The organism is Devosia sp. T2-14 (assembly GCF_055397495.1).
Genome location: NZ_AP027921.1, coordinates 3,073,704 through 3,097,815 on the forward strand (window position 1 = coordinate 3,073,704; position 24,112 = coordinate 3,097,815).

The window sequence follows — 24,112 nt, forward strand, 5'->3', positions numbered from 1 at the left end:
TTGTGCAACCGGGACGAAACATTGTGCAACCTCCGTCAATGACGGCAGGTGGCAGCGCAAAGGTTGGATTTTTATCCGTCGCGTGCGACGACATAGACGGAGGGCGCCGCGCGAAAGAGGACAGATGACCAGGCACAGAATCTACTCAATCAGCGTCGGGAGCGTCTATCCGCTCTACATCGCCAAGGCGGAGAAGAAGGGGCGCACCAAAGCTGAGGTGGATGAGGTCCTGCGCTGGTTGACCGGGCATGACCAGTCATCGCTGGATGCGGTCATGGCGGGCCCCACCACCCTTGAGGATTTCTTCGCCCAGGCGCCGCAGCTCAACCCTGCGCGATCGCTGATCACCGGCGTGATCTGCGGTGTGCGCGTGGAGAACATCGAAGAACCCACCATGCGCGAAATCCGCTACATGGATAAGCTGATCGACGAGCTCGCCAAGGGAAAGGCGATGGAGAAGATCCTGCGCAAGTAGCTGCGGGCGATCTGGCGGTCGTTGAGACTTCTCGGCACAAACCTGTTGCAATGAGCGCTTGGGTCGGCTTCGTTAGTGCATTGCAGAAACTGACGGCACTTCGTTTTTTCCGCGCTATTGCCGTCCGATGAGGAGGGTTTCAATGAGCAAGAAACGTGCGATGCGGATGTTTGGTGGCGCTGCCGGGATTGCCTCGGTGAGCGTGGCGCTTCTGACTGTGACGGGGATCGCCAATGGGGTTGAGGCCCCGGCGAGCAATCCGGCTGCCGTCGTGCAGCACGTCGAAGCCCGTATCCTGGTTGCCCAAGCTGCAGCCGCAGCGGCCGCAAAGCCGGTTTCTTACGCAACTGACCAGGCCGATCGCGGCGAAACGAATTTCAAGAAATATTGCGTGGAATGCCACGGCGATGACCTGCGGGGCGGGTTGCTCGGCGGACCGCCGCTGCGCGGCCTGAGCTTTGAGGGGAAGTATGCCAGCGGTGCACCCGCCGGCGTGCTGTTCGATGTGATGAGCGCGACGATGCCGCCGGACTCGCCGGGCCGCTTCTCCGAGAGCACCTATGCCGATCTGATGGCCTATATCCTCAAGCGGAACGGCTTCTCTGCCGGCGCGCCGCTGCCAGCCAGCTCGGACGCGCTCTACGAGCTGACCATCGAAAAATGATGGCTGTAAAAGCCGCCAACGGTTCTCCGAGTCCGGCGTGATCGGCTCGGAGCTGACCGTCCAGCTGGTCCTGTTTCGGCTTCTTGCGGGGCTGATCATCGCCACGGTGCAGGGCGCGACGGTCGCGGCAGTTGCCGTGCTGCTGGGCGACAGGGGCCCGCGCGATGATGGTCGGTTGACACTGCTGACGCTGGTGCATGTGGACCTGATCGGGCTCGTGTCGCTGGTGTTGTCGGGCTTCGGGTGGAGCAAGCCGTTTGCGGTTGAGGCTGCGCAACTGCGGTTCGGGCGATGGGGCCTGGTTCTCATCGCCCTATCGGGAAGTGTCGTGTTGCTGGTGCTTGGCTACCTGTGCCTGCAGTTGGTTATCCCTGCGCTGACGCTGCTGCCATACACTGCCGGTCTGACGACCGCGGCCTTTCTCCGCGCCGCTGCGCCCTTGTGCGTTTGGATGTCCCTGTTCACCCTACTGCCGGTGCCGCCGCTGGTGGGCGGGTATCTGCTTGAAGCAGCGGGAATCCGGCTGCCGTCCGGGGTGGGACTGTGGATCGGCGTTGGGCTGCTGCTGGTTTCCGTGGCGGGGCTAACGCGGATGGTGCTGGCTCCGGCCTATGCCATCGTGGCGCCGCTGGTGCTGGGGGCGGGTTAATCGATCGGCGCGGCGCTGTAGCGATCGAGAATGGCGGCAAGCGTGCCGTCAGCGGACAGATCGGCGAATGCCGCCTCGATGGCGCGTTTGAGCGTGATGTCGCCCTTCCAGAGCCCGAATACCAGATTGTACCGACCAAGCGGTGGCGGCGCCCAGGCCACTGTCCAACCATTCTCTTCGGCGAGCCTGGAGGCCAGCATGGCCTCGGTAATTCCGGCATCAAACGTCTTATCGGCAATCCCGGCAACGAGCGCCTCGGGGCTGGGGACAACGCGCGCCGTTACGTTCTGCGCGCGAAGCCAACTTGCCAATCCGATGCGATCTAGGCCCGAAACGAGTGCGAGCGTGCCAATGGTGCGGCCTTCAATCGAGGCGAGCGGGGTCGGCGACACCACAGCCCAGCCGGTTTCTGCGTAAGCCGGCCCTGTTTCGAGGAAGGACCGGGTTTGCACTGAGTCCACGACACCGCCTGCAATCACCTGGCATTGGGCGCGGTTGAGGTTCCAGTTGCGCGGGTTAAAATCGCGGCCCATCGCGCGGTTTTCGCTGATCAGCAGAGACACACCCATGCGCTCGGCAACAGCGCGCAGCAGTTCGATATCGATGCCGGGCTTCTCCGGATCGCCGGTAACCAGAGGTGGGTAGAGGGGCGGCACGCAGGCCTTGAGCGTGGCTGTGGCCTCCACCTCTCGAAGGGAAGTGTCGGGCGGCAGCAGGCTCAGTCCGACCAGCAGTGCCACAACAGCGGCGACGCTCAGGCCATGGCGAATGGTGTCGGACGAAATCACGGCGTCATGCCCGGCGGAAATCGTAGAGAGCGATGCTGAACAGCACGACGCCGGCAACGACCATCACCGTAATGCCGGTCCAGGGCGGAAACTGGTTGTAGTTGATCAGCACGCCGCGCAGGGCGTCTACTGCATAGGTGAGGGGATTGTATTCAACAATTGTCACCAGCCAGTCGGGATAAACGACGCGCGTCTGCGCCTTGCTCAGGGCCGGGTCGAGCGGAAAGATCGAGCTGGAGGTGAAGTAAAGCGGCAGGATCACGGCGTTCGAGAAAATGCCGAACCCTTCGAAACTGCGGATGCGGTTGGCGATGACCACGCCCAGCGAGGTAAGCGCAAATGCCAGCAGCACCATCAGCCCGAGGGCTTTGAGAACGTCGGCGAAGGACAGCGATACGTCGGCGAAGCGGGCGAGGATAAGCACCAGAGAGCCATGCAGCACGGCCACGGTTGTGCCACCCAGAATCTTGCCCAGCAGCACCGTTGCTCGTGTGAGGGGCGATACCAGCACCTCGCGGAGGTAGCCGAATTCACGATCCCAGATCACCGAAACGGCAGACTGCACCGACGTGAACATGATGTTGAGCGCGATCACCGCAGGAAAAATGAACTGCAGGTAGGTGAAGGGGACGACGAAGGTGACTTCGCCATAGGCCTCGCCCCGGAAGTAGGGGTTCAGACCAATGCCCAGGATCAGCACCCAGAGGATCGGCCGGCTGACCCCGCCGATGAGCTGGCCACGATCTCGGAAGGCGCGCTTCACTTCCCTCAACCACAGTCCATAGAGACCCCCGAGTTGCACCATGAGGGGAGAACGCCGACGCATTTTCCGACCTTCGCTCATCTGGTGTGTTCTCCCCCGCGCCGTCCGAAGGAAAGGGTTTGTTCGCGCGCGCCCGCCGCCCGGTCGCGCAAATCGCGCCCGGTAAGGGACAGAAAGACCGACGCCAGGCTCGGCGCCTCGACCTTGAGCGCCGTGATCTGTGTGCCGAACTCGGCCAGCATGTCCGCGATGAACGCCTCGTCGCTGACAAGGGTAATCTCGCCATCCTGCTTTCCGGTTAGCCTGTCGGCAAAGCGGGTGCTCAGGGCCTCGCGGACGCCCTCATTGGCGGGCGTCACGCGCACCAGCGTCTGGCCATGTGCGTGCTTGAGGGCATCGGGCGTATCGAGGGCCAGCACCTTTCCGCCGTCGACAATGCAAACGCGGTCGCAGCCTTCGACCTCTTCAATGTAATGGGTGGTCACCAAAACCGTGATGTCGCGCTCGACGCGAAGCCGTCGAATGTAAGACCAGATGCGTTCGCGGGTCTGCGCGTCGAGCCCGACGGTGGGCTCGTCCAACAACAGGATCTCGGAATCGTGGATCAGGGCCCTGGCGATCTCCAGCCGCCGCTTCATGCCCGATGACAGGGTTTTGGCGGGCCTTTTTGCCCATTCCGTGAGTTCGACCAGCTCCAGCATTTCCTCAATGCGCTGCCGGGCCAACCATCGTGGAACACCAAACACCAGGGCGTGCAGGTCAAGGTTTTCCTGCACGGTCAGGCGATCGTCGAGGCTGGGTTCCTGGAAGACGATGCCGAGGCGCTCGCGCGCGGCGAGCGGCTGCCGCGCCACGTCGAAGCCTCCGACCATGGCTACGCCGCTGTCGGGTCGCAGAATGGTGGACAGGATGTGCAGCAGCGTGGTCTTCCCGGCGCCGTTCGGGCCCAACAGGGCGAACAGCTCCTTGTCGCGCACATCAAAGCTGACGCCATCGAGCGCCAAGGTGCGCCCGTAGCGCTTGGAAACGGCGTCGACACGGATAGCGGGCGAGGGGGAAACAGACGCGGGCTGATCTGGCATCAGGGAACAACTGTGGCCGGAAAAGCGAAGCTCTCGTAGATCTTCGTGAACGTCCCGTCGGCGCTTAGCGCCGAAATCGCCTCGTCGATGGCATTGCGCAGGAAGGTTTGGTTGGCGAGCACGATGGCGCCGACGCTGAGCTTGGTAGGCGGCAGCGGAGATGGGTCGATGACATGGAGGCCTGCATAGGCCGCGTCGTCCCGCTGCTTGGCCCAGAGGTTGGGTGCCCAGACCAGCGCAATATCGACGGAACCGTTGAGCAGAGACTCCAGGGCGAGTTCGTTGGAACCGTAGGGAAAGGTGGTCCAGCGTTGCCCGGCCGGCAGGGCCTTCAGGTAGGAAACCAGACGGATATGGGCCGTCGTGCCAATAGCTGCACCGATGGCACCATCGGGTGGGAGGTCCGCCAGACGCTGCAGGTCGGCATCGGCGGTGACGAAGACATAGTCGGTTTCATAGTAGGCGCGGGTCAGAGAGACCCAGTTGGCGTAGCCCTCCGGGATCAGCTTGAAGCCCATATAGACATCGCAGTGCTCCAGCATCCGCGCATAGATCTTGGTGAGATCCTCGAGGACAATGTTGCTCTCCACCACATAGCGTTGGGGTTCGAGCAGCAGCCCCGAGGCGATGGCGTCGGCGACGGCTCCGGCCACTTCCCAGTCGGTGTCGCGTTTGTCGACACAGTAGCGCAATTGGGATTCATCAAGGCGGCGACCGATCTGCCACTGGCCATCAGCGTAGGGGACGTCGTTGAACTCAGCCTCCTGGGCCAGCGCGGAAATTGCGCTTGCTACGGTTGCTGGCGCCGCCAACGTAAGCAGGACGGCAGTCACTCGGAAAAACGCAAACAAAACCGGCACGTTCGGACCTCTGGAAAACGCGCCCGGGCGGTACAGGGGACCTGCCGCCCGGGCGATTTGAGAAGGCTCCGGCCGTTATTCGGGCAGGGCGAAGACGTAGAGCGCCACGGGGTTATTCGGTGGCAGTTTCACGTCCGGGGTCAGCGACTGCAGGCGGCCGAGGCCGTTGCCGAAGTTCGCCACCACGGCCACATACTGCTTGCCGTTGGCCTCGTAGGTGATCGGGAAGGACTCGAGCGAGTTGCTCAGCTTGCCGCTTTCCCAAAGGACATCACCGGTTTCATCGTCAAAGGCGATGAGCTTGCGGTCGAGGGTACCGACGAACACAACACCACCAGCGGTCGGCAGGGTGGAGGTGGTGACAGGTGCATACTGCCGGTACTGCCACATCTCCGACTTGTCAGAGAGCTTGATGGCGCGCACCTGGCCGATATTGCCGTCGCTGTCGGGGTTGGGAACACGAGAGTAAGTCTGCAGGCCGCCGCCGGTATAGATCTGGCCGGGATCGAGCGGGTTGACCGTGGTGTTGGAGCAGAACTCGACGGTTGGCAGATAGATTGCCCCGGTCTTGGGGCTGTAGGACGTGGCCTGCCATGCGCGCCCGCCTGGGTCGGCCGGGCAGTTGAAGGTGGTTTCGCCAATCACCGGAATGACTTCCGGATTGATTTCCTTCTTGCCGGTTGTCTGGTCGATCGAAAGAACGACGTTCTGCGGCACGGTTTCCTTGGCCCACAGCCACTTGCCGTCGGTCCGGTCGATAGCCTCGATGATGCCGAGCTTGCCGGTGGTCACCAGCATGTTGTCGATGAGCATGCGCTCATAAACATAGTCGAGGTCGAGCGAGTCAGTGGGGAGGTACTGGTGGTACCACTTCAGGTCGCCGCTGGTGGGGTCGATGGCGAGAGTGGAGTTGGTGTAGAGCGCCTCGTTGGTGAATTTGGGGTCCGAGCTGGGAGGGGTCAGCCCCGCGATCTCGACGTTCCACGGATAGGGCTGGCCCACGCCGGCGAAGATCAGGTTCTGCTCGGGATCGTAGGAGCCGGTGATCCAGGCCGAAGCGCCGTAGCGGCTTTCGAGCGGCAGACCGTTCCAGCTGTTGCCTTCGGGTGTGTCGCCACGGGCGATGGTGTTGACCCGCCAGAGTTCCTTGCCGGTTTCGGTGTCGTGGCCGGTGAAGAAGCACCCGCCGGGCTGCGCATTGCTGCAGCTGGTCATGCCCTGGATGACGACGCCGTTGGCAACGAGCGGACCGCTCGAATAGGCAAAGCCCTTGTTGTAGTCGGCGACTTGCTGGTCCCAGACCAGCTTGCCGGTCTTGACATCGAGCGCGATGATGTGGGCGTCGCGCGTTGCGATATAGAGGTTGTTGCCGAAGATGGCCTTGGAGCGCTCGCCGCCCGGATTTACGTCATCGGGCAGTTCGTACTGATATTCCCAGATCAGGTCGCCAGTGGCAGCGTTGAGCGCCTGAATGCGATGGTCGGCGTTTTGCAGAAACAGGACACCGTCATGCACCAGCGGTGTTTCCTGGGTGCGGCCGGGGCTCATGCCCCAGGACCAGGCCAGTTCCAGTTTGCCGACGTTTTCCTTGTTGATCTCTTCGAGCGGGCTGTATCCCCAGCCATCGTAGGTGCGGCGCCACATCAACCAGTCGCCGTCGGGCGGATTAAGCAACATATCGTTGGTAACCGGCGTAATTGCGTCGATCGGGTTTTCTTGTGCTACCGCAGCTTGTACCGCAAGCATCGAAGTAGCGATCGCAATGACCGCGTTCAGTCTCCGACGAGCATTCATAAGATGCCTCCTCTGTTCAATATCCTTAACGCTCGGCTTGGTCCGCCACTTCTGATAAATTTGGCCAGCTCCAAAGGGGCAGCTGCAAGCCAAGAGGTGCGACAAGGTGACACACATTCTAAGGTGTCGTACTTAGACTTTAGGCGTACTTAACTCACGCCACGGCCACCCAGGCGCCGCTGTCGGGCGGCGCCTGGGTGGACAAGACCAAAGGGTGCAATGGGTTACGAGCGGGCCTTCAGAGGGCGCTGGCGGCTACGAATTCGCGCGTATAATTCTGCTGCAGGTCGCGGTCCAGCAACTGCTGGCGGGTGACCGTCTCAACGTATTTGGCGTTCTGCATGACCATGAAGCGGTCGCACATGTAGGAGACCACCGCGAGGTTGTGACTGACGATCACGAAGGTCAGTCCCAGCTCAGTCCGCAGCGAATTGAGCAGATTGAGGATCTCCGCCTGGATGGACACGTCCAGTGCCGATGTCGGCTCGTCAAGCAGCAGGACCTTTGGCGATAGCGCCAGGGCCCGTGCAATGGCTACGCGCTGCCGCTGGCCGCCGGACAATTCGTGGGGGTAGCGGTAGGCAAAGGCGCGGCCCAGGCCAATCAGCTCCAGCAGTTCCATCGTACGGCCTTCGGCATTCGGCAGGCCGTGGATGCGCATTGGCTCGGCGATCGCCCTGCCAATCAGGTGGCGGGGATGGAGCGAGGCATAGGGATCCTGGAACACCATCTGCGCGCGCTGGGCAAAGTCGCGCCGTGACCGGCCGGGGGCAGGGGCACCATCGAGGGTGATCTTGCCAGACCAATCCGGGTTCAGGCCCATGATGGTCCGCAGAATTGTTGATTTGCCGGAGCCGCTTTCGCCCACCAGGCCAAAGCTCTCGCCGCGCTGCACGGCAAAGCTCGCATTGTCGACGGCCGTGGACGCGCCGAAGCGCACCGACAGGTTTTCGACGCTGAGGATTGGGTCGCTCATAGCGCCTGCCTCCAGGATGACTGGCGTTGTAGAGTCGGCAAGGGCTCCAGAGGTCCATCAATGGTTGGCAGGCACGCCAACAGCCCGCGCGTGTATTCGTGCTTGGCCGAGTGCAGCTCGCTTGCCTTAAGGGTTTCGACGATCTGACCCGCATACATCACGATGATGCGGTCGCAGAAGCGGCTGACCAGTTGCAGGTCGTGGCTGATAAAGATCAGGCCCATTTGCCGACGGGTGACCAGTTCATCAAGGATTGAGAGCACCTGGAGTTGGACGGTTACGTCGAGGGCCGAGGTGGGTTCGTCGGCGATCAGCAGATCCGGTTCGCGCACCACCATCATGGCAATCATGATGCGCTGCCCCATGCCGCCGGAAAGCTCATGCGGATAACGGTCGAAAACCAGTTCGGGCTGGCGGATGTGGAGGCTCTCGAGGATGTCGATGGTTGCTTTCCGAGCGTCTGCGTAGCTCATCTTGCGGTCGCCGATACGCACCGCCTCAACCACCTGCTGACCCACCGGCATGACCGGGTTGAGCGAGAATTTGGGGTCCTGCAATACCATGCCGAGACGGCCGCCACGCAGCTTGCGGCGTTCACCGCGCGATGCCTTGAGCAGGTCGATGCCGTCGAACCGCATCACATCCGCCTGCATGCGCGCATAGTCGGGCAAGACGCCGAGCAAGGCGCGACCCGACAGGCTTTTGCCCGAGCCGCTCTCGCCTACGATGCCGAGCTTTTCGCGCCCCAGGCTGAAGGAAACGCCGCGCACGGCCTGATGGTATTCGCCGTCTTCGGTGGGAAAGGCGATGCGGAGATTTTCGATTTCGACGAGGGGCCGGGTCATGACCGTGCCTTCAGATGCGGGTCGAGCAGGTCGCGGATGGCGTCGCCGAGCAGGTTGAAACCAAGCGAAACGATGAAGATCGCAAAGCCGGGAACGGTCGCTACCCACCACTGGTCGAAGATGAACTTGCGGCCGGTGGATATCATCGCACCCCACTCGGGCAGGGGCGGCTGCGCACCCAGGCCGATGAAACCAAGGCCAGCGGCGGTCAGGATGATGCCCGCCATATCCAGCGTCATGCGCACGATCACCGAGGACATGCACATCGGGATGATGTGGAAGAAGATGATGTGAAGCTCCGATGCGCCTGCCAGCCGCACGGCGTTGACATAGTCGCTGTTGCGGACGGCGAGGGCCTCGGCGCGGGCCATGCGGGCATAGGGCGGCCAGGCAGTCAGCGTGATGGCGATCGCCGCATTGACGATGCCCGGCCCTAGCGCCGCGACGAAGGCCAGCGCCAGCAGTAGCTTGGGCACGGCCAGGAATACGTCGGTCACCCGCATGAACAGCGCATCAAGCCAACCGCCATAGGTGCCGGCGACGACGCCAATCAGAAGGCCGATCGGAGCAGAGGTGACAATGACGAGCCCGACGATGAGCAGGGTGAGCCGCGATCCGTAGATGACGCGGCTCAGCACGTCACGGCCAAGTTCGTCAGAACCCAGCCAGAATTCCGGGCCAGGGGCCGTCAGCCGCGCGGTGAGATTGGGCAGATACGGATCGTAGGGCGTGATCCACTGCGCAAAAGCGGCGCAAAACAGCAGGACGAGCAGGATGAACAGTCCGAACATCCCGAGGGGATTGCGAGCAAACCTCCGGCTGAAACTGACGACCTGCTTCCAGCGCGCACTGCCTGCGCTACCGACCTGATCCATCGTGGTCATCGGCGTGCCTCCCGCGTGCGCGGATCGAGCGTCGCGTAGAGCACGTCCGAAAGTTGATTGAGCAGAATGAAAATGGCACCGACGAGGAACGTACCGCCAAGCACGGCATTGATGTCGCCGCGAAACAGTGAAGAGGCGATGTAGTTGCCAATGCCTGGCCACCCGAACACGGTCTCGATCAGCACCGAGCCTTCCAGAAGGCCGCCATAGGACAAGGCGATGATGGTGACGAGTGGGATGGCAGCGTTGCGCAAGGCATGACCAAGCACGACTTCGAGTTCGCTTGCGCCCTTGAGCCGTGCGGTCAGCACATATTCCTGCTTCAGCTGATCCAGCATCAGCGAGCGGGTCATGCGGGAAATATAGGCCAGGCTGAAATAGCCGATCAGGCAGACCGGGAGGATAATGTGGCTGACGGCGTTCCAGAACACGGTCCACTCGCCGCGCAGGACGCTGTCGATCAGAATGGAATTGGTAATCGGCTTGACGATGCCGACATAGAAAACGTCGATCTGCCCGGGTCCAGCTACCCAGCTGAGCTTGTAGTAGAAAATGTAGAGGCCAACGAGGCCCAGCCAGAAGATCGGGACGGAATATCCGACAAGTCCAATGATGCGGATTAGGTGGTCGGGCCACTTGTCATGCCAGTATGCCGAGGCAACGCCTGCAGGCACGCCCAGAAATACCCCGATGATCAATCCCAGTGTCGCCAGTTCCAGCGTTGCGGGGAAGAAGCTCAGGAGGTCGGAGAGCACCGGGCGCGTCGTGGTGAACGAGGTGCCGAAATCGCCCTGAAGCAGCTTCATCGTGTAGGTCGTGAACTGCTCCCAGAGGGGTTTGTCGAGCCCAAGCTCGTAGAACACCTTGTCATAGGCTTCCTGCGTCGCCTTTTCGCCGACGATGGACAGCACGGGATCGATGGGAATGACGCGACCTATAAAGAAGGTCAGCGCGACCAGGCCAAGCAGGGTGATGGCGATCGTGACCAGGCCGGACGCAAATTGCCCAAGTCGCTGGATGTTCTGAGGAGTCGTGGCGGCCAACGCTTGGTCCTGGCATGTCTTGAGAAAAGGTGCGGCGACCGGGGGCCGCCGCACCATGAAGGCTGGCTTAGTCCTTGGTGACGTTCCAGTACCGGTCGTCGGACATGGTCAGGCCAAGAACGAGACCTTCGACATTGGAGCGAACCGCAACGCGACGGACTTCCTGGAACATGTAGAGGAAGGGCGACGTGTCGGTGTGTTCGATCTGGATCTCTTCGTACATCGACTTGCGCAGGGCGGTGTCGTTCTCGCGCAGGGCGGCCATGGCGCGCGGCGACAGCTCGCCAGCATCCCAGCCGAAACGGTCCGCAAGGCTCGACGAGCCGTCCGGGGCATCTTCAGAATTGACCGCGAAAGCCTTCGCGTTGGAGTGCGGATCCGGATAGTCCGGGCCCCACAGGCCAACCCAGATGTCCAGATCGGACGAGCGGTAGCGTTCCAGCCACTGCTGACCGTCAACGACCAGAAGGTTCAGGTTTACGCCGGCCTGGGCCATCGTGGCCTGAGCCGCCTGGGCGAAGTCGGTGTAGGGCGGAACGTTCCAGACCACGGTGTCGAGCGTAACTGGCGTGGTGACGCCGCTCGAAGCGATCAGTTCCTTGGCCTTCTCGATGTCGAGCGAGTAGGGGTTGTGGTCGATGCTGCCGAGGAAACCTTCCGGCACCAGCGTCTGGTGGACGTCGATCGTGCCCTGGCCGATGGTCTGAGCAATGCCGTCATAGTCCACGAGGTATTTCATCGCCTTGACGAAGTCCGGCTTGGCCAGCGCTTCGTTGCGGACGTTCAGACCCATGTAGTAGATCACGCCCGAGCTGCCGTCCTGCGTCTTGACTTCGGCATTGGCCGAGATCGAAGCGTGGTCATCGGGGCCGAGCTTGTTGGCGATGTCGATGTCGCCCTTTTCCAGCAGCAGGCGCTGTGCAGCGCTTTCCGGCACATGCTGGAAGAATACGCGTTCCATCGCCGGCTTATCCTGCCAGAAATTCTCGTTGCGCGAGAGCAGGATCGACTGCTTGGGCGCCCAGGTGGTCAGCACGAACGGACCCGAACCTGCCGAGTTGGCCTGCTTGAGCCAACCATTGCCACGATCGCCGTCGACTTCATGCTCCTGAACGAGCTTGCTGTCGATGATGCCGCCAATGTGGGAGGACAGCGCATAGAGCACGAAGGACTCTGCGTAGGGTTCGGCAATTTCGAACACCAGCGTTGCGTCGTCAGTCGCCTTGATGCGCTCTTCGACGTTTTCAGCGCTGAAGCCGAACTGCGTCAGAAGGAATGCCGAGCGCGACGCCATCTGCACAACGCGGCGAAGCGAGAATTCCGCGTCATGCGCGGTGACGGCATTGCCCGATGCAAACTTGGCATTGGGGTTCATCTTGAAGGTGAAGGTCTTGCCGTCTTCCGACACGGTCCAGCTTTCGGCGAGGACGCCGAAGATCTTGGTCGGGTCGGCTACGTCGAAGGTCACCAGCGGCTGGTAAATCTGCTTGGCGGCCATGATGCCACCAACTTCGCCGACTTCGCCGGGGTCCAGCGTGATCACGTCGTCGATCGCGTCGGCAATCACCAGCGTATTGGCTGGGGTGGCAGCAAAGCTGACACTTGTGAGCATGGTCATGCTCAGCAGCGCTGCTGTCAAAGTCTTAGTCAAGTTCATCGGTGGGGCTCCTCACGTGATTTGTTCACTGCGCATTGCGCAGGCTCTATGAATTTTTCGGCGGTTCCGTCGGCTCAGAGAACAGACGCATGGTGCCGACCCAGAGCTCGATCGCGACATCGGTTCCGGGATTGCGGGATTTGTGGGGGAGGTGGGACGCAAAGTGCAGCGTGTCGCCGGCACTGAGCGCATACTCGACCCCGTCGACCTCGTAGAGCATCGTCCCCGCAATCAGATAGACGAAGTCCTCGCCCTCGTGCCGCATCGTCTCCGACGCGAAGCCGGGGGGAACGTGGGTGATGCAGGCGTTGAGCGAAGCATCGGCAAAACCGGGCTCCAGAAACTCGTAGACGGGCTCGGTCTGCCCCAGCGAGAACTTGGCGCGGTTGGTCGAATGACTGGCCTTCTGGCGCTGACGTGTCGGCGCCTCGGAAAGGAACTGGTCAACGCTGGTTTCGAGCGCGCGCGCCACGGCATAAAGGGACGCTAGCGAGGGGCGGGAAATGTCCCGCTCGATTTGGGAAATGAAGCCGACGGTCAAGCCGCTGGCGGTAGCCAATTCCTGCATCGTGCGGCCAAGTTCCCGGCGGCGCGTCCGCAGGCGCATGCCAAGACTTGATGTGCTGGATTGATTGACCACCCCGTCTCCCCACGGTCGTTCTGTTTAGTCACACTAAACAGAACGCATTTCCGTGGTCAATCGGCCCTAAGACGATATGAGGCGATGGTTTTCTCCAGAGCTTCGGTTTCATCCACAAGCTCGGCATAGCCCAGCTCCTTGCGGATCAGGGACGAATCCAGCGTCAGTGGATATCGCAGGTCCATCGCGTCGGCTCGATCGGCCCAGACGCCCTGGCCCGCAGGGGCTGCGATGACGCGGCTGGTTGAGCCCATCAGAGGCAACAGGCGCTCGACCCACTCGGCCGAGGTGCGAACAAAGTTCTGGCTGACATTGTACGTCTTGCCGCTTGCCTGCGGCAGCAGCGCAGCCAGGACGAACGCTTCTGCGACATCTTCGACATAGGCGTAAGAATTGAGCCAGCCATAGGCGCGCTCGTCCAGCGCGAAGTCCGCGCCTTCGACCGGGAGATTGTCTGCTACCCAACCGAAGCGGCGCTGTTTGTCTGCGGTGCCGAAGATCATCGGGGGGCGAATGACGACCGCATCGATATCAGCCGCGGCGAGGGCTTCCTCGATGACGAGCTTGTCGTAGTTGTCGAACAGGTCCTCACTGACGCCCTGCGGGCGCCTCGAATTGCCGCGATAGGGATAGCGCATGGCGCGCAGCGGGGTCTGCTCGGTAGAAGGCGTTGGCACGATGGCCGGGCTGGCCTTGCGCAGCAGCCCTTCATAATTGGAGTAGACGTCAACTGAACTGGTTAGCACATAGCGCGCGCCGACGCGCTGCGCGGCATTGATCACCGCCTGGGTGTTGCCGAGGCTGAGCGCGTAGATGTCGACTACAGCCGTTACGTCGTGAGCTCGAAACAGCGTAACCAGACGCTCCTCATCGGTGCGGTCGGCATGTTCGATGAGAACGCTGTCTGGCAAATTGGCTGCTTCATTGCCACGGTGGATGACCAGGGCCCGCTCGCCACGGGCCAGAAGGCGGAGCGCGACATTGCGCCCGAGAAATCCGCTTCCGGAAACAATCGCTACGGTCATCTAAACATCCAGCTCGTTTGGGGCAGGGGCTATTTGTGCCCCGGTGATTCTGCTCGCACCTTATCGCGCCGGTTGGCTTGAGCCCAACAGATCGACGTGACCTCGCTCTTGGGTTGAAATGACATGCACAGCCGTGCAGTGATCATCCATGATTCAATGCACGTAGTGGCGAAGTGGCTTAAATACAGGGATTTCGAGCCACTGCACAGCTGTGCAAGAAAATCGCATCTGCTGTTGACATGTCGCGGTTGCGGTTAGAACATGTGTTCCAGATCATCGCTGTTTAGACATGAAATTCTGTTCTGAACGATAGGCCTGACGGCGTGGTGAAATCTGTTGATGTCAAAGCCCGGGAACAGGGCAGGCAGAACGGTGGAGGAAGTCTCATGACGTCGTCGCACCTACCTCGCAGGTGGCATTGCTCACCCAGTCATACCCGGTCGCCGGACAGCGCGCGAGGGTTGGAATGAGCCTGAGTGACGTGCGCACTATTCTGGCTTCCAGCGAGGGGCTAACCGCGCCAACGGCCGGACAGCGCCTGCGCTATGGCTTCAAGGTTTCGCTGCGCGAACCAACCACGTTGGTCGGCATCCTGACGGCGCTGCTGTTCACCTACCTGATCCTCGTGCCGATTATTTCGATGCTGATGGATGCGGGCAGGGTGCAGTTTGGCGACGAGCGCCGCATCGGCATGGATATGGGGCAGCTCACGCTCTACTATCTGAACCGCACTTTCCTGTCGCCGATTTCCTCCGACCTGTTCTGGCAGCCGCTGTTCAACACGCTGTCGGTTTCGGCCGGGGCGATCTGCATATCGGTCGTAATTGGTAGCATTCTGGCCTGGCTGGTCAGCCGGACCAATCTGCTTGGGCGACGCTGGTTCGCTACCGCGCTGATCGTTCCTTACATGCTGCCAGCGTGGACCTTCGCGCTGGCCTGGACAACGCTGTTCAAGAACCGCACCGTCGGCGGGCAGCCGGGCTGGTTCGAGGGCATGGGGCTGATCCCGCCCGATTGGCTGGCCTATGGCCAGGTGCCGATCACCATCATCCTGGCGCTACACTACACGCCCTTCATCATCCTTCTGTTCGGCAGCGCGCTCCGCCGCTTTGACTCCCAACTGGAAGATTCTGCGCGCATTCTTGGTGCCAAACCACGCCAGGTGGCGTGGCAGATCATCCTGCCGCTGATGCGTCCGGCGCTGATCTCGGCCATCGTCCTGATCTTCGCCAAATGCCTCGGTGAATTCGGCGTGGCCTATGTGCTGGGTCTGCCAGTCAAGTTCGACGTGCTGGCCACCTCGCTCTACCGCAATATTGCCTCGCGCCAGACCGGTGTGGCGGCAGTGGTTGCTGGCTCGATCATGCTGATTGGCTTGATCTCGCTGCTGATCGACGCGTACCTCGTCAAGGAAGCTCGGCGCTTCGTCACCATCGGCTCGAAGGGTTCGATGAACCGGCTGACCAACCTGGGCAAGTACAAGCTGCTTGCATCTGGTTTTGCTGGCCTGGTCTTCCTGCTCAGCGTCGGCTTGCCGATCCTGACGCTGGCGCTGTCGACCCTGATGAAAGTGCCCGGTCAGTTCAACTTTTCAAACTTCACGCTGGACTACTGGATCGGCACTAATCTGGACACCGTTGCCCTGCGCACGGGCATCCTGCTGACGCCGGACCTGTGGAATGCGGCGTGGAACACCCTTTGGATCGTCGGGTTGGCCTCGCTGACTTCGGGCGTGCTGGGCCTGCTGGTTGGCTATGTCGTGGTGCGGACACCCGTGCGGCCACTCTCCATCTTCCTGCGGCAGATCACCTTCCTGCCGTATCTGGTTCCCGGCATTGCATTTGCCGCAGCCTATCTGTCGCTGTTCGCAGTGCAGCGCGGGCCGATCCCGGCGCTGTATGGCACGGTGTTCATCCTGATCCTGGCCCTGATCGCCGACCAGATGCCTTACGCCTCGCGGGCCGGTATTTCGGCGATGATGCAGCTGGGCAAGGAGCCGGAAGAGGCGGCCCAGATAGCCGGTGCCGGCTGGCTGCGCCGTATGATGACCGTAGTGATCCCAATCCAGAAGGGTTCGCTGGTGACGGGGGTGTTGCTGCCCTTCATCTCTGGAATCAAGGGGCTCAGCCTGTTCGTCATCCTGGCGGTGCCCAGCACCGATGTGCTCACCACCTACTCATTGCGCCTCGTCGATTACCACTACACCCAGGCGGCCAATGCCGTGGTGCTGATCGTCGCCGGACTGGCCTATTTCGGAACGCTGGCAGCCCAGAAGCTGACCAAGACCAATCTTGCAGAAGGACTAGGTGGCTAGCATGCCCACAATCAATCTTCGCAACGCGCAAAAGAACTATGGCGGCAACTCTGCCAATGCGGTCAGCGAACTGGACCTCGAGATCGGTGATGGCGAGTTCATGTGCCTGCTGGGGCCTTCAGGCTGCGGCAAGACCACGACGCTGCGGATGATCGCCGGGCTGGAAAACCTCTCCGACGGTGAAATCCGCATCGGCGACCGGGTGGTGGACTCGGTGGTCAATGGCGTGTTCGTCCCGCCGGAAAAGCGTGAGATGGGGCTGGTATTCCAGAGCTACGCGCTCTGGCCGCACCTGACCATTGAACGTAATACCGATTTTGGTCTGCGGCTGCGCAAGGTGCCCAAGGCCGAGCGCGAAGAGCGCGTCACCAAGGTGATGAAGGCGCTGGATATCGAGAAGTATCGCGACCGGTTCCCGAGCCAGCTGTCGGGCGGCCAGCAGCAGCGCGTGGCCCTGGCCCGCATGCTGGCGGTCAATCCGGGCGTCCTGCTGCTCGATGAGCCGCTGTCCAACCTTGATGCCCGGCTGCGACTGGAAATGCGCGCCGAACTCAAGCGCATCCACGCCGAATTCAAGACCACGATTGTCTTTGTGACCCATGACCAGTGGGAGGCCATGACGCTGGCCACCACAATCGGCGTGATGAGCGAAGGCACGCTGCAGCAGATGGGTACGCCCGACGAAATCTATGACCGGCCGGCCAACCGCTTCGTCGCGGAATTTGTCGGCAATCCGCCGATCAACATCCTGACCATGGAAGGCAAGGGCCGATCGGCACTGGCGGATAGCGTGGGGCGGTTCCTGCTGGAAAAGTTCCCGACTCTGGGCGTTCCGGGTTCGGTGGGTATTCGCCCGGAGACGATTCGCTGGACCAGCGATGTCTCCGAAGTGCCAGAAACGGCCTTCACCGCGCCGATGGAGGTAACTGGCATCCTGCCTACTGGCGGGAACTGGATCCTTGAGCTGCGCAATGCGGGCGACAAGGTGTTCCTGACTACCGACGAGCTGCCTGAGATCAGCGTCGGCGCGAAGGTCAACCTCTGGGTCAAGCCCAAGGCGCTGCATGTGTTCGACACGTCGGGCAAACGGCTCGACGGTTCGGATGCGGTGCTGCGCGTCCGCAGGTGCTGAGTTTCGGAGGGGCGGCTCGCCCCTTCGCATACCGGCCGTGGAGGACGGTCGGTCGTATACCGGCGCCCGGGGAGGGCGCAGGCCACAATCATTGGGAGGAGAAGTCGATGCGAGACTATATGGGATCCTGGGCCAGGCTGCTGCTCACCGGCACCACCGTGCTGGCACTGGCGGCTCCGGCTGTTGGCCAGGAAGCGTTCGATCTGAATGCGCTGATCGAGGCGGCCAAGGCCGAAGAACCGATCAACGTCTATGACACCACCGGCAAGATCGTCGAGATGGCCGATTCCTTCACCGCCAAGTATGGAGTGACGGCCACCGGCACCAAGGTCAAGGCCGCGGCGCAGCTGGAAATGATGATACGCGAGGCCCAGGCCAACAACGTGCAGGGTGACGTCTTCGTAGTGCACGATGCGCCGGCCGCCATCGCGCAGATCATCCCGCAGGGCTTTGCTGCCAGCTGGGTGCCGCCTGATCTGGCAGACAAGATCAACCTCGCCGCGCAGGATCCGTTGCAGGTCATCACCAGCGCCAGCGTGTGGACCTACAATACCGAGCTCTACGATACTTGCCCGGTCACAAATATCTGGCAGCTGACCGAGCCTGAATGGCGCGGTAAGGTGGCAATGCAGGATCCCCTGGGCAAGTCGTCTTACACCGACTGGTTCAACCAGATGGCGCTGCATGGCGATGAGGGAATGGCCGCCGCCTACAAGGCGCAATATGGCAAGGACCTCGACACCAGCACCGAAACAGCAACCGCGGCCTGGGTCAAAGCGCTCGCGGCCAACGGCCCGCTACTGACCGACGCTGATCAGGGCGCATCGGACGCTGTGGGCGCGCCCGGGCAAAAGGAAGGCTTCATGGGCCTGTTGAGCTCGGCCAAATATCGCGACAATACCGACAGCGGCTACAAGCTTGGCCTTTGCTCCGGCATGGCGCCGACCGTTGGCTGGCTCTATCCGGGTATCGGCCTGATCGCCTCTGGCACCACCAGCCCGAACGCCTCCAAGCTGTTCGTGCACTATCTCATGACTGAGGAAGGCATCGCGCCCCAGTCTACCGACGGCAAGATGTCGACCAACTCGGATGTGGCCCTGCCCGCCGACGAGCCATCGGGTGTCGGTGCCGAGCTGGCGAACCTGCTGCCCTACAATACCGCCACCGGCCTTGAGGACTGGGATACCCGCCAGGATTGGCAGGACCTTTGGCGCCTGAACTACACGCGCTAGCATTCGAGCCGGCGATGGCCGGCCGATCGTCCCCTGCGCGCTGGTTACTCCACAGCACGCGCGCAGGGGCACTTTATTCAGTTGGTACTGGACCTCATGACTTCTGCTCCACGTCTCGCGCCCATAATCGATCATGCCCGGTCATCGGCTCTTCGCGGTACTGCCGAAGAAGCCGCCCGGGCGGTGCGCGCGCCTCTGTTGGCCGCTTTTCGTTCGGTGATGGATGTCGACTACAAGGTGGACCTGCACGATCTGGTGACCGTGCATGACAAGCAGAGCGAACAGACCATCCGGGACTTCATCTTCCAGCGTGTACCCGACTCCACCTTTATGGGAGAGGAGGGCGGCAGTGTCGGCAATGGACCCGTGTGCTGGTACGTGGATCCAATCGATGGCACGGCCAACTTCGCCCGCGGCATTGCATTCTGGTGCGTTTCGATCGGCGCGGTGATCGATGGAGAGATTGTCGCGGGTGTCATCTACGATCCCGTTGCTGACAACATGTTCTCGGCCGATAGCTCCGGCGCTTGGTTGAACGGCACTCCGATACGCTCATCGGCGGCCGTTGAAGAAGCGAAGGCGACGTTGATTACTGGCTATCCGGTGGCCCGCGATTTCCGTCTGGACGGCAAGGCCGAGGCGCTGGCGCATTTCGGCCTGCTGGTAGAAACCTTCTCGACCCTGCGTCGCCCAGGCAGTGCGGCCCTGAGCCTTGCGCACGTCGCCGCCGGCTGGACCGATGCGGCGGCAGGGTTCGGCGTCAACCCCTGGGACGTTGCGGCCGCGATCCTGATCGTCCGGCAGGCGGGTGGCACCTATCGCCCACTGAACTTGGGCAAGGTGCCGAGCGATGCCGCTGATTTCTTCTGCCCGGGCTATGTCGCGACGGGAGAGGGCGGCCATTACCCCACGCTGAACGCGGTTGCCGAGGCGATCGATGCGCACCGCAATCGGGCACTCCGGCAATGATGATTGCGCCCGTCAGCCGTCTTAAGATGCACAGCTGTGCAAAACCCCGCTAGTGAATTTTGGAGCGTGACTATGACTACTCGGCTGGCAGAGCCTATTGACCAGGCCGGTCTGGATGCGCGCGAGGCGCTCTGCCGCGACATGGCCCTCAGCGCGGGCAAGATTGCTGTCGCAGGCTATACCCGACGCGATGGCGCGCAGATCGGCATGAAGGGGCCCCAGGACTTTCTTACGGAAACCGACGGCGCCGTTGAACAGCATCTGAAGGCCCGCATTGCTGCGGCATTTCCCGGCGACGCCTTTCTGGGGGAAGAGACCGGCGGGGTTATCGGCACCGATGTCTGGGTGGTCGATCCCATTGACGGCACTGCCAATTTCGCGCGCCAGATCCCGCATTACTGCATCTCGATCGCCTTCGTTTCCAACGGGCAGATTGAGCTGGGCGCGATCTACAATCCCAGCATCAACGAGTTCTACTTCGCACGCCGTGGGCGGGGCGCTGAGAAGGACGGCCTACCCATTCGCGTCGCCGATACGAAGGATTACAACGCCGCCTGCGTCGAACTTGGCTGGTCCAACCGTGTACCGATGGAACACTACCTGGCGACCCTGACGGAGTTGCTGGAGAGGGGAGCCAATGTACGCCGCGGCGCGTCCGGTGCGCTTGGGCTCGCCTACGTGGCTGAGGGGCGCAGCGATGCCTATGCCGAACTTCACATGCACCCCTGGGATTGCCTGGCTGGCTTGTTGCTTGTCGAGGAAGCCGGCGGTGTTGTCGGGCCCTTCCTCGACCGGGATGGACTTGCCACCGGTGGCAGCGTTCTGGCGGCAGCGCCAGGGATTGGCGACCTGATGAGCCGGGCCACTGGAATTGAAATTGCAGCCCCCGCCAAGGCTCTGGCCGAGGCTGTCTGACGACCATTGCTGGGGCCACGGCCCCGGTCCTCTTTGATTTACGGAAGGTAGACCAGTGGAAAAGCCTGTGCGTCACTATGACCGGCCCAAGATCAGCCCGATCTATGAGAACCTCCAGCCCTATGGGGTCGACATCTTCGTTGGTGGCATGGAGGGTGCGCGCGACCTCACGCTTCTCCGCGAATTGGGCATTACCACCGTGGTCAATTGCGCGGTCAACCTCGATCTCAACTACATTGCGACGCCGACTTTGCCGGCCGAAGAGGGGAAGGCTGCTTATGGTCCAGCGGAGATCCGCTACTACAAGATCGGACTCGTTGATGGTGACGGCAATCCCGAGACGATGATGCTGGCTGGCTATTACCTGCTGCGCGGTGCGCTCGAGCAGGTGCTGCCCGAACGCGCCTCCTATCCGTTGCGCGAGCGCGGCAACGTATTGATCAATTGCCGCGGCGGGCGCAGCCGGTCTGTGGTGTTGACCAGTCTGCTATTGCACGAGCTCGTGCCGGAGGAATTTCCGACGCTGGATGCGGCGCTCAATCACGTGCGCAACCGCCGTGAATTGCGGCCGGATGAATGGCATGAGGCCCCCAAGCCTATGCTGGTTGCCGCTGCCCGCAAGGCGTCGGACTGGATTGACCAGATCGGTGGCGCCCAAGCGCCGGCTGGCAAACGTCTGGCTTCCAACGGCTGATCGGGCACACACCATGGTTCGCATTGCCGTCCTCGCCGATCCGCATTTTCACGACGTCGATTTTGATCCTGCGGGCGAGGGCGGTCGCGCCCGAGCACTGCGAACGCTAATCGACACGGCTGAATCAACGCGTATTTTTAATGAGAGCGGCCCGGCATTCAGCGCCGCACTCAATGATCTCGTTGCCCGTGGGATCACCCTGGTGGTGATCGCGGGCGACCTGACTGATGACGGGCAGCTGTTCAACTGGCGCGCCGTCAACGCGCTGCTCGACGAATACCGCGCCAAGGGACTGCGCTTCTACGCGACACCGGGTAATCACGACCTTTTCGCGATGGCCGGTCGTCACCACGAGAAGCGCTTCCTGTTGGCCGATGGTGCGAGCCGCACTGTGTCGAGCAATCCGGCCAGCGGCGCAGATGTGATCTCAGCGGACATGTATTGCCCCGGCTATCCCGACGTGATGCCGATGATGCGCGATCTTGGCTATCTGCCCGGTCAGGACGACCTATATTGGGAGAGCCCGTTCGGGACCAGTCCGGATTGGAGCTCCCGAAGCTATCAGGCGCGTTCGCCCGATGGTGGCACCGTCGAGACGATGCTGGATGCATCCTATCTGGTCGAGCCAGTCGATGGGCTGTGGTTGCTCTCGCTCGACGCGAATGTTTATCGCCCCAACGACAGAACGGCGGTTGAGGCGGGGGCGCCCGCCTTCCGCGATTGTACCGATATTGGCTGGAACGCGGTTCTGACCGACAAGCCGCACCTGCTCACCTGGGCTGCCGACGTCGCCAGGCGGGCGCAGCAACTGGGCAAGCGGTTGATCGCCTTCTCGCACTATCCCGTTGTCGATCCGCTCAACGGAAGCAGTGAGGACGAGTGCAGGCTGCTTGGGGGCACAAGCTTTGTCCGCCGCATGCCTGATCCGTCGGTTGCTGCGGCGCTGGCTGCTGCCGGTATCGAGGCGCATTTCAGCGGCCATTGGCACATCAACAATACCGCTAACTACCAGGATGCGACGGGGAGCATCATCAATGTGGCTGTGCCATCGCTGGTTGCTTATCCGCCGGGATACAAACTGGTCGAGATCGAACCTGACGGATTGCAGGTTGAGATGGTGACGATCCAGCGCGCACGCGGATACGACGTGGCGTTTGGTGGCTACGCGGCAGAAGTTGAACGCGCGGGCATTAATGCAGATGCCCTGATCCACGCAGGCTCGCATGGTGACTTCATCGATGCACATCTGCGGGCATTGGTGCTGCAACGCTACCTCCCGAAGGAGTGGCCAGAGGATCTCGCGCGACTGGTGCCGTTGCTGTCACTATCGCAGTTGCGCGATCTGGCGGAGGCTGAACCTGTCGACACTACTTTCGCGCCCGCAGAGGTCGCGCGCGGGCGAGCTACATTGCTGGACGTGGTGGTTGATTGGTACGCGATCCGCACGGGCGCCGATCTTGCGCTGACCGACATTCCTCACCCGCGACTTACCGAGTATCGCGCTTTGATTGCTGCTTATGCTCGCAGCGATTGGCCACCGACGAGCCTGCAGGGCAAGATCGCGACACTGCTCGCAATCCTGGGGTGCTACCTGACGCGGCTGCCGTCGACCAGTTTCCGCATTGAACTGCGCGATAACGTCGAGCTCGATCAGCGGGGACGAACCGATTTGCGCCAGATGGGCTGAGGCTGAAAGGTCAGCACTTCGGGGTGAAGCGACCTGCTTTGCCTGGACAGGAGCAGGCAAATCTCCTCTGCAATCTGCTCAAGCGGCTGGCGGAACGTCGTCAGATTGTATGACTGCCATCCCGCTTGTTCGATATCGTCGTGCCCCACGACGCAAAGATCGTCGGGAACACTCACCCCAAATTCGTGCCGCGCCGAGTCCATGAACCCGCAGGCGAGCAGGTCGGTGACACAGAAGGCGCCGTCGGGCGGGTCGGCGCGGGCAAATAGTTGGCGAGCTGCCTCGACGCCGGTCTGATACAGCGTGGCCCCCGCGCGGGTAACGATCACCTCCACCCCCGCGGCTCCTGCAACGTCGGCAAAGGCCTGTTCACGACCCCTGATACTCGGCGTTTCCGACTGCGAAGAGATGACGGCCATGCGCTCGCAACCGGCGCGCTGCAGCATGAAGAACGCTTCCTGAGCGGCGGCCGCATAGTCCATCCGCAGATTGTCGGGGCCATCCGGGTGGTCGTCGCGGTTGATCAGGATGACGTGCTGACCGTTGGCAATACAGGTGTCGATCAGCGAAGCGGCGGGGGTGCCCGACAGGACCACGGTAGCATCAGCGCGATAGTTGATCGTCTGCCCCAGTGCGCGCGCAACGCTGGCATTGTTGCCGGAAGTGTTGATGACCATGGTCACCTTGTCGTCGTCCTGCAGACGGCGCGATACCACCTCCAGCATGCGCGATTGCCACGGCGCCGCCATATCGGCCGCCACGATGCAGATGATGTTGCTGCGGTGATTGATCAGACCGCGCGCCAGATGGTTGACGTGATAGCCCAGTTCGTCGGCTGCCTGCATCACCTTGCGCCGGGTTTCCTCCGACACGCTGGCCCCGTCGGTAAAGGTTCGCGACACGGCCGACCGCGAAACGCCGGCCCGCTGCGCGACCTTCTGGGCGCTGACAAAGGACGGGTTGCGTTTGATCGTCTCGGTCATCGTAGATCCATCTTGGTCGCGCCCTCAAAGACGGTGGGTGC

General features: G+C 61.9%; 23 protein-coding genes. 10 read left to right on the forward strand and 13 right to left on the reverse strand.

Annotated features, from left to right (window positions below):
• Positions 1-124 precede the first annotated feature (124 nt).
• The 3 genes from ACZ5WT_RS15155 to ACZ5WT_RS15165 all read left to right on the forward strand — a co-directional run bounded on the left by ACZ5WT_RS15155 (position 125) and on the right by ACZ5WT_RS15165 (position 1,788).
• A complete protein-coding gene (locus ACZ5WT_RS15155) occupies positions 125-475 on the forward strand; it encodes a DUF2200 domain-containing protein (protein WP_464284612.1) in 351 nt (116 codons plus the stop codon).
• 142 nt (positions 476-617) lie between these two features.
• Positions 618-1,139, forward strand: coding sequence for a c-type cytochrome (locus tag ACZ5WT_RS15160; RefSeq protein ID WP_464284613.1), 522 nt, complete (start codon positions 618-620; stop codon positions 1,137-1,139).
• 37 nt (positions 1,140-1,176) lie between these two features.
• Positions 1,177-1,788: a zinc metalloprotease gene (locus tag ACZ5WT_RS15165; RefSeq protein ID WP_464284614.1), complete on the forward strand. Its 612-nt coding sequence runs from the start codon at positions 1,177-1,179 to the stop codon at positions 1,786-1,788.
• On the opposite strand, the gene ACZ5WT_RS15170 is transcribed toward ACZ5WT_RS15165, so the two are convergent.
• The 12 genes from ACZ5WT_RS15170 to ACZ5WT_RS15225 form a co-directional block, all read right to left on the reverse strand.
• Entirely contained in the window at positions 1,785-2,576 is a 792-nt protein-coding gene (locus ACZ5WT_RS15170; protein ID WP_464284615.1) for a substrate-binding periplasmic protein, read from the reverse strand. The genes ACZ5WT_RS15165 and ACZ5WT_RS15170 overlap by 4 nt on opposite strands.
• Positions 2,577-2,580: 4 nt before the next feature.
• On the reverse strand, positions 2,581-3,339 hold the full coding sequence (locus ACZ5WT_RS15175) for an ABC transporter permease (RefSeq protein WP_464287222.1): 759 nt from the start codon (positions 3,337-3,339) through the stop codon (positions 2,581-2,583).
• 77 nt (positions 3,340-3,416) lie between these two features.
• A complete protein-coding gene (locus ACZ5WT_RS15180; protein ID WP_464284616.1) occupies positions 3,417-4,343 on the reverse strand; it encodes an ATP-binding cassette domain-containing protein in 927 nt (308 codons plus the stop codon).
• 77 nt (positions 4,344-4,420) lie between these two features.
• Positions 4,421-5,254, reverse strand: a complete 834-nt coding sequence (locus tag ACZ5WT_RS15185; RefSeq protein WP_464284617.1) for a substrate-binding periplasmic protein — start codon at positions 5,252-5,254, stop codon at positions 4,421-4,423.
• 102 nt (positions 5,255-5,356) lie between these two features.
• On the reverse strand, positions 5,357-6,958 hold the full coding sequence (locus tag ACZ5WT_RS15190) for an outer membrane protein assembly factor BamB family protein (RefSeq protein WP_464284618.1): 1,602 nt from the start codon (positions 6,956-6,958) through the stop codon (positions 5,357-5,359).
• A 355-nt stretch (positions 6,959-7,313) separates the two neighbouring features.
• On the reverse strand, positions 7,314-8,051 hold the full coding sequence (locus ACZ5WT_RS15195) for an ABC transporter ATP-binding protein (protein WP_464284619.1): 738 nt from the start codon (positions 8,049-8,051) through the stop codon (positions 7,314-7,316).
• The gene (locus tag ACZ5WT_RS15200) at positions 8,048-8,896 is read right to left on the reverse strand and encodes an ABC transporter ATP-binding protein (RefSeq protein WP_464284620.1); all 849 of its coding nucleotides are present in this window, start codon (positions 8,894-8,896) and stop codon (positions 8,048-8,050) included. Before ACZ5WT_RS15200 ends, ACZ5WT_RS15195 begins: the two co-directional genes overlap by 4 nt.
• Positions 8,893-9,771, reverse strand: coding sequence for an ABC transporter permease (locus ACZ5WT_RS15205; protein ID WP_464287223.1), 879 nt, complete (start codon positions 9,769-9,771; stop codon positions 8,893-8,895). The genes ACZ5WT_RS15200 and ACZ5WT_RS15205 overlap by 4 nt, the downstream gene beginning before the upstream one ends.
• A gap of 5 nt (positions 9,772-9,776) precedes the next feature.
• Complete coding sequence (locus ACZ5WT_RS15210; protein WP_464284621.1) at positions 9,777-10,823, reverse strand: ABC transporter permease; 1,047 nt, start codon at positions 10,821-10,823, stop codon at positions 9,777-9,779.
• Positions 10,824-10,890: 67 nt separating this feature from the next.
• Complete coding sequence (locus ACZ5WT_RS15215; RefSeq protein WP_464284622.1) at positions 10,891-12,480, reverse strand: ABC transporter substrate-binding protein; 1,590 nt, start codon at positions 12,478-12,480, stop codon at positions 10,891-10,893.
• Between the two features lie 46 nt (positions 12,481-12,526).
• Complete coding sequence (locus ACZ5WT_RS15220; RefSeq protein WP_464284623.1) at positions 12,527-13,120, reverse strand: helix-turn-helix domain-containing protein; 594 nt, start codon at positions 13,118-13,120, stop codon at positions 12,527-12,529.
• Positions 13,121-13,176: 56 nt separating this feature from the next.
• Positions 13,177-14,145: an NAD-dependent epimerase/dehydratase family protein gene (locus tag ACZ5WT_RS15225; protein WP_464284624.1), complete on the reverse strand. Its 969-nt coding sequence runs from the start codon at positions 14,143-14,145 to the stop codon at positions 13,177-13,179.
• A 466-nt stretch (positions 14,146-14,611) separates the two neighbouring features.
• Between ACZ5WT_RS15225 and ACZ5WT_RS15230 the strand changes: the two genes are divergently transcribed.
• From ACZ5WT_RS15230 to ACZ5WT_RS15260, 7 genes are all read left to right on the forward strand, one after another.
• Positions 14,612-16,459: an ABC transporter permease gene (locus ACZ5WT_RS15230; protein ID WP_464284625.1), complete on the forward strand. Its 1,848-nt coding sequence runs from the start codon at positions 14,612-14,614 to the stop codon at positions 16,457-16,459.
• Between the two features lies 1 nt (position 16,460).
• The gene (locus ACZ5WT_RS15235) at positions 16,461-17,591 is read left to right on the forward strand and encodes an ABC transporter ATP-binding protein (RefSeq protein WP_464284626.1); all 1,131 of its coding nucleotides are present in this window, start codon (positions 16,461-16,463) and stop codon (positions 17,589-17,591) included.
• A 107-nt stretch (positions 17,592-17,698) separates the two neighbouring features.
• Complete coding sequence (locus ACZ5WT_RS15240) at positions 17,699-18,823, forward strand: ABC transporter substrate-binding protein (protein WP_464284627.1); 1,125 nt, start codon at positions 17,699-17,701, stop codon at positions 18,821-18,823.
• A gap of 96 nt (positions 18,824-18,919) precedes the next feature.
• Positions 18,920-19,792 (forward strand): inositol monophosphatase family protein, encoded by an 873-nt coding sequence (locus ACZ5WT_RS15245; protein ID WP_464287224.1) that lies wholly within the window; start codon positions 18,920-18,922, stop codon positions 19,790-19,792.
• A gap of 72 nt (positions 19,793-19,864) precedes the next feature.
• Positions 19,865-20,707: an inositol monophosphatase family protein gene (locus ACZ5WT_RS15250; protein ID WP_464284628.1), complete on the forward strand. Its 843-nt coding sequence runs from the start codon at positions 19,865-19,867 to the stop codon at positions 20,705-20,707.
• Between the two features lie 55 nt (positions 20,708-20,762).
• On the forward strand, positions 20,763-21,401 hold the full coding sequence (locus ACZ5WT_RS15255) for a dual specificity protein phosphatase family protein (protein WP_464284629.1): 639 nt from the start codon (positions 20,763-20,765) through the stop codon (positions 21,399-21,401).
• Between the two features lie 13 nt (positions 21,402-21,414).
• On the forward strand, positions 21,415-23,088 hold the full coding sequence (locus ACZ5WT_RS15260) for a metallophosphoesterase family protein (protein ID WP_464284630.1): 1,674 nt from the start codon (positions 21,415-21,417) through the stop codon (positions 23,086-23,088).
• On the opposite strand, the gene ACZ5WT_RS15265 is transcribed toward ACZ5WT_RS15260, so the two are convergent.
• Positions 23,052-24,071, reverse strand: coding sequence for a LacI family DNA-binding transcriptional regulator (locus ACZ5WT_RS15265; RefSeq protein WP_464284631.1), 1,020 nt, complete (start codon positions 24,069-24,071; stop codon positions 23,052-23,054). The genes ACZ5WT_RS15260 and ACZ5WT_RS15265 overlap by 37 nt on opposite strands.
• Positions 24,072-24,112 lie beyond the last annotated feature (41 nt).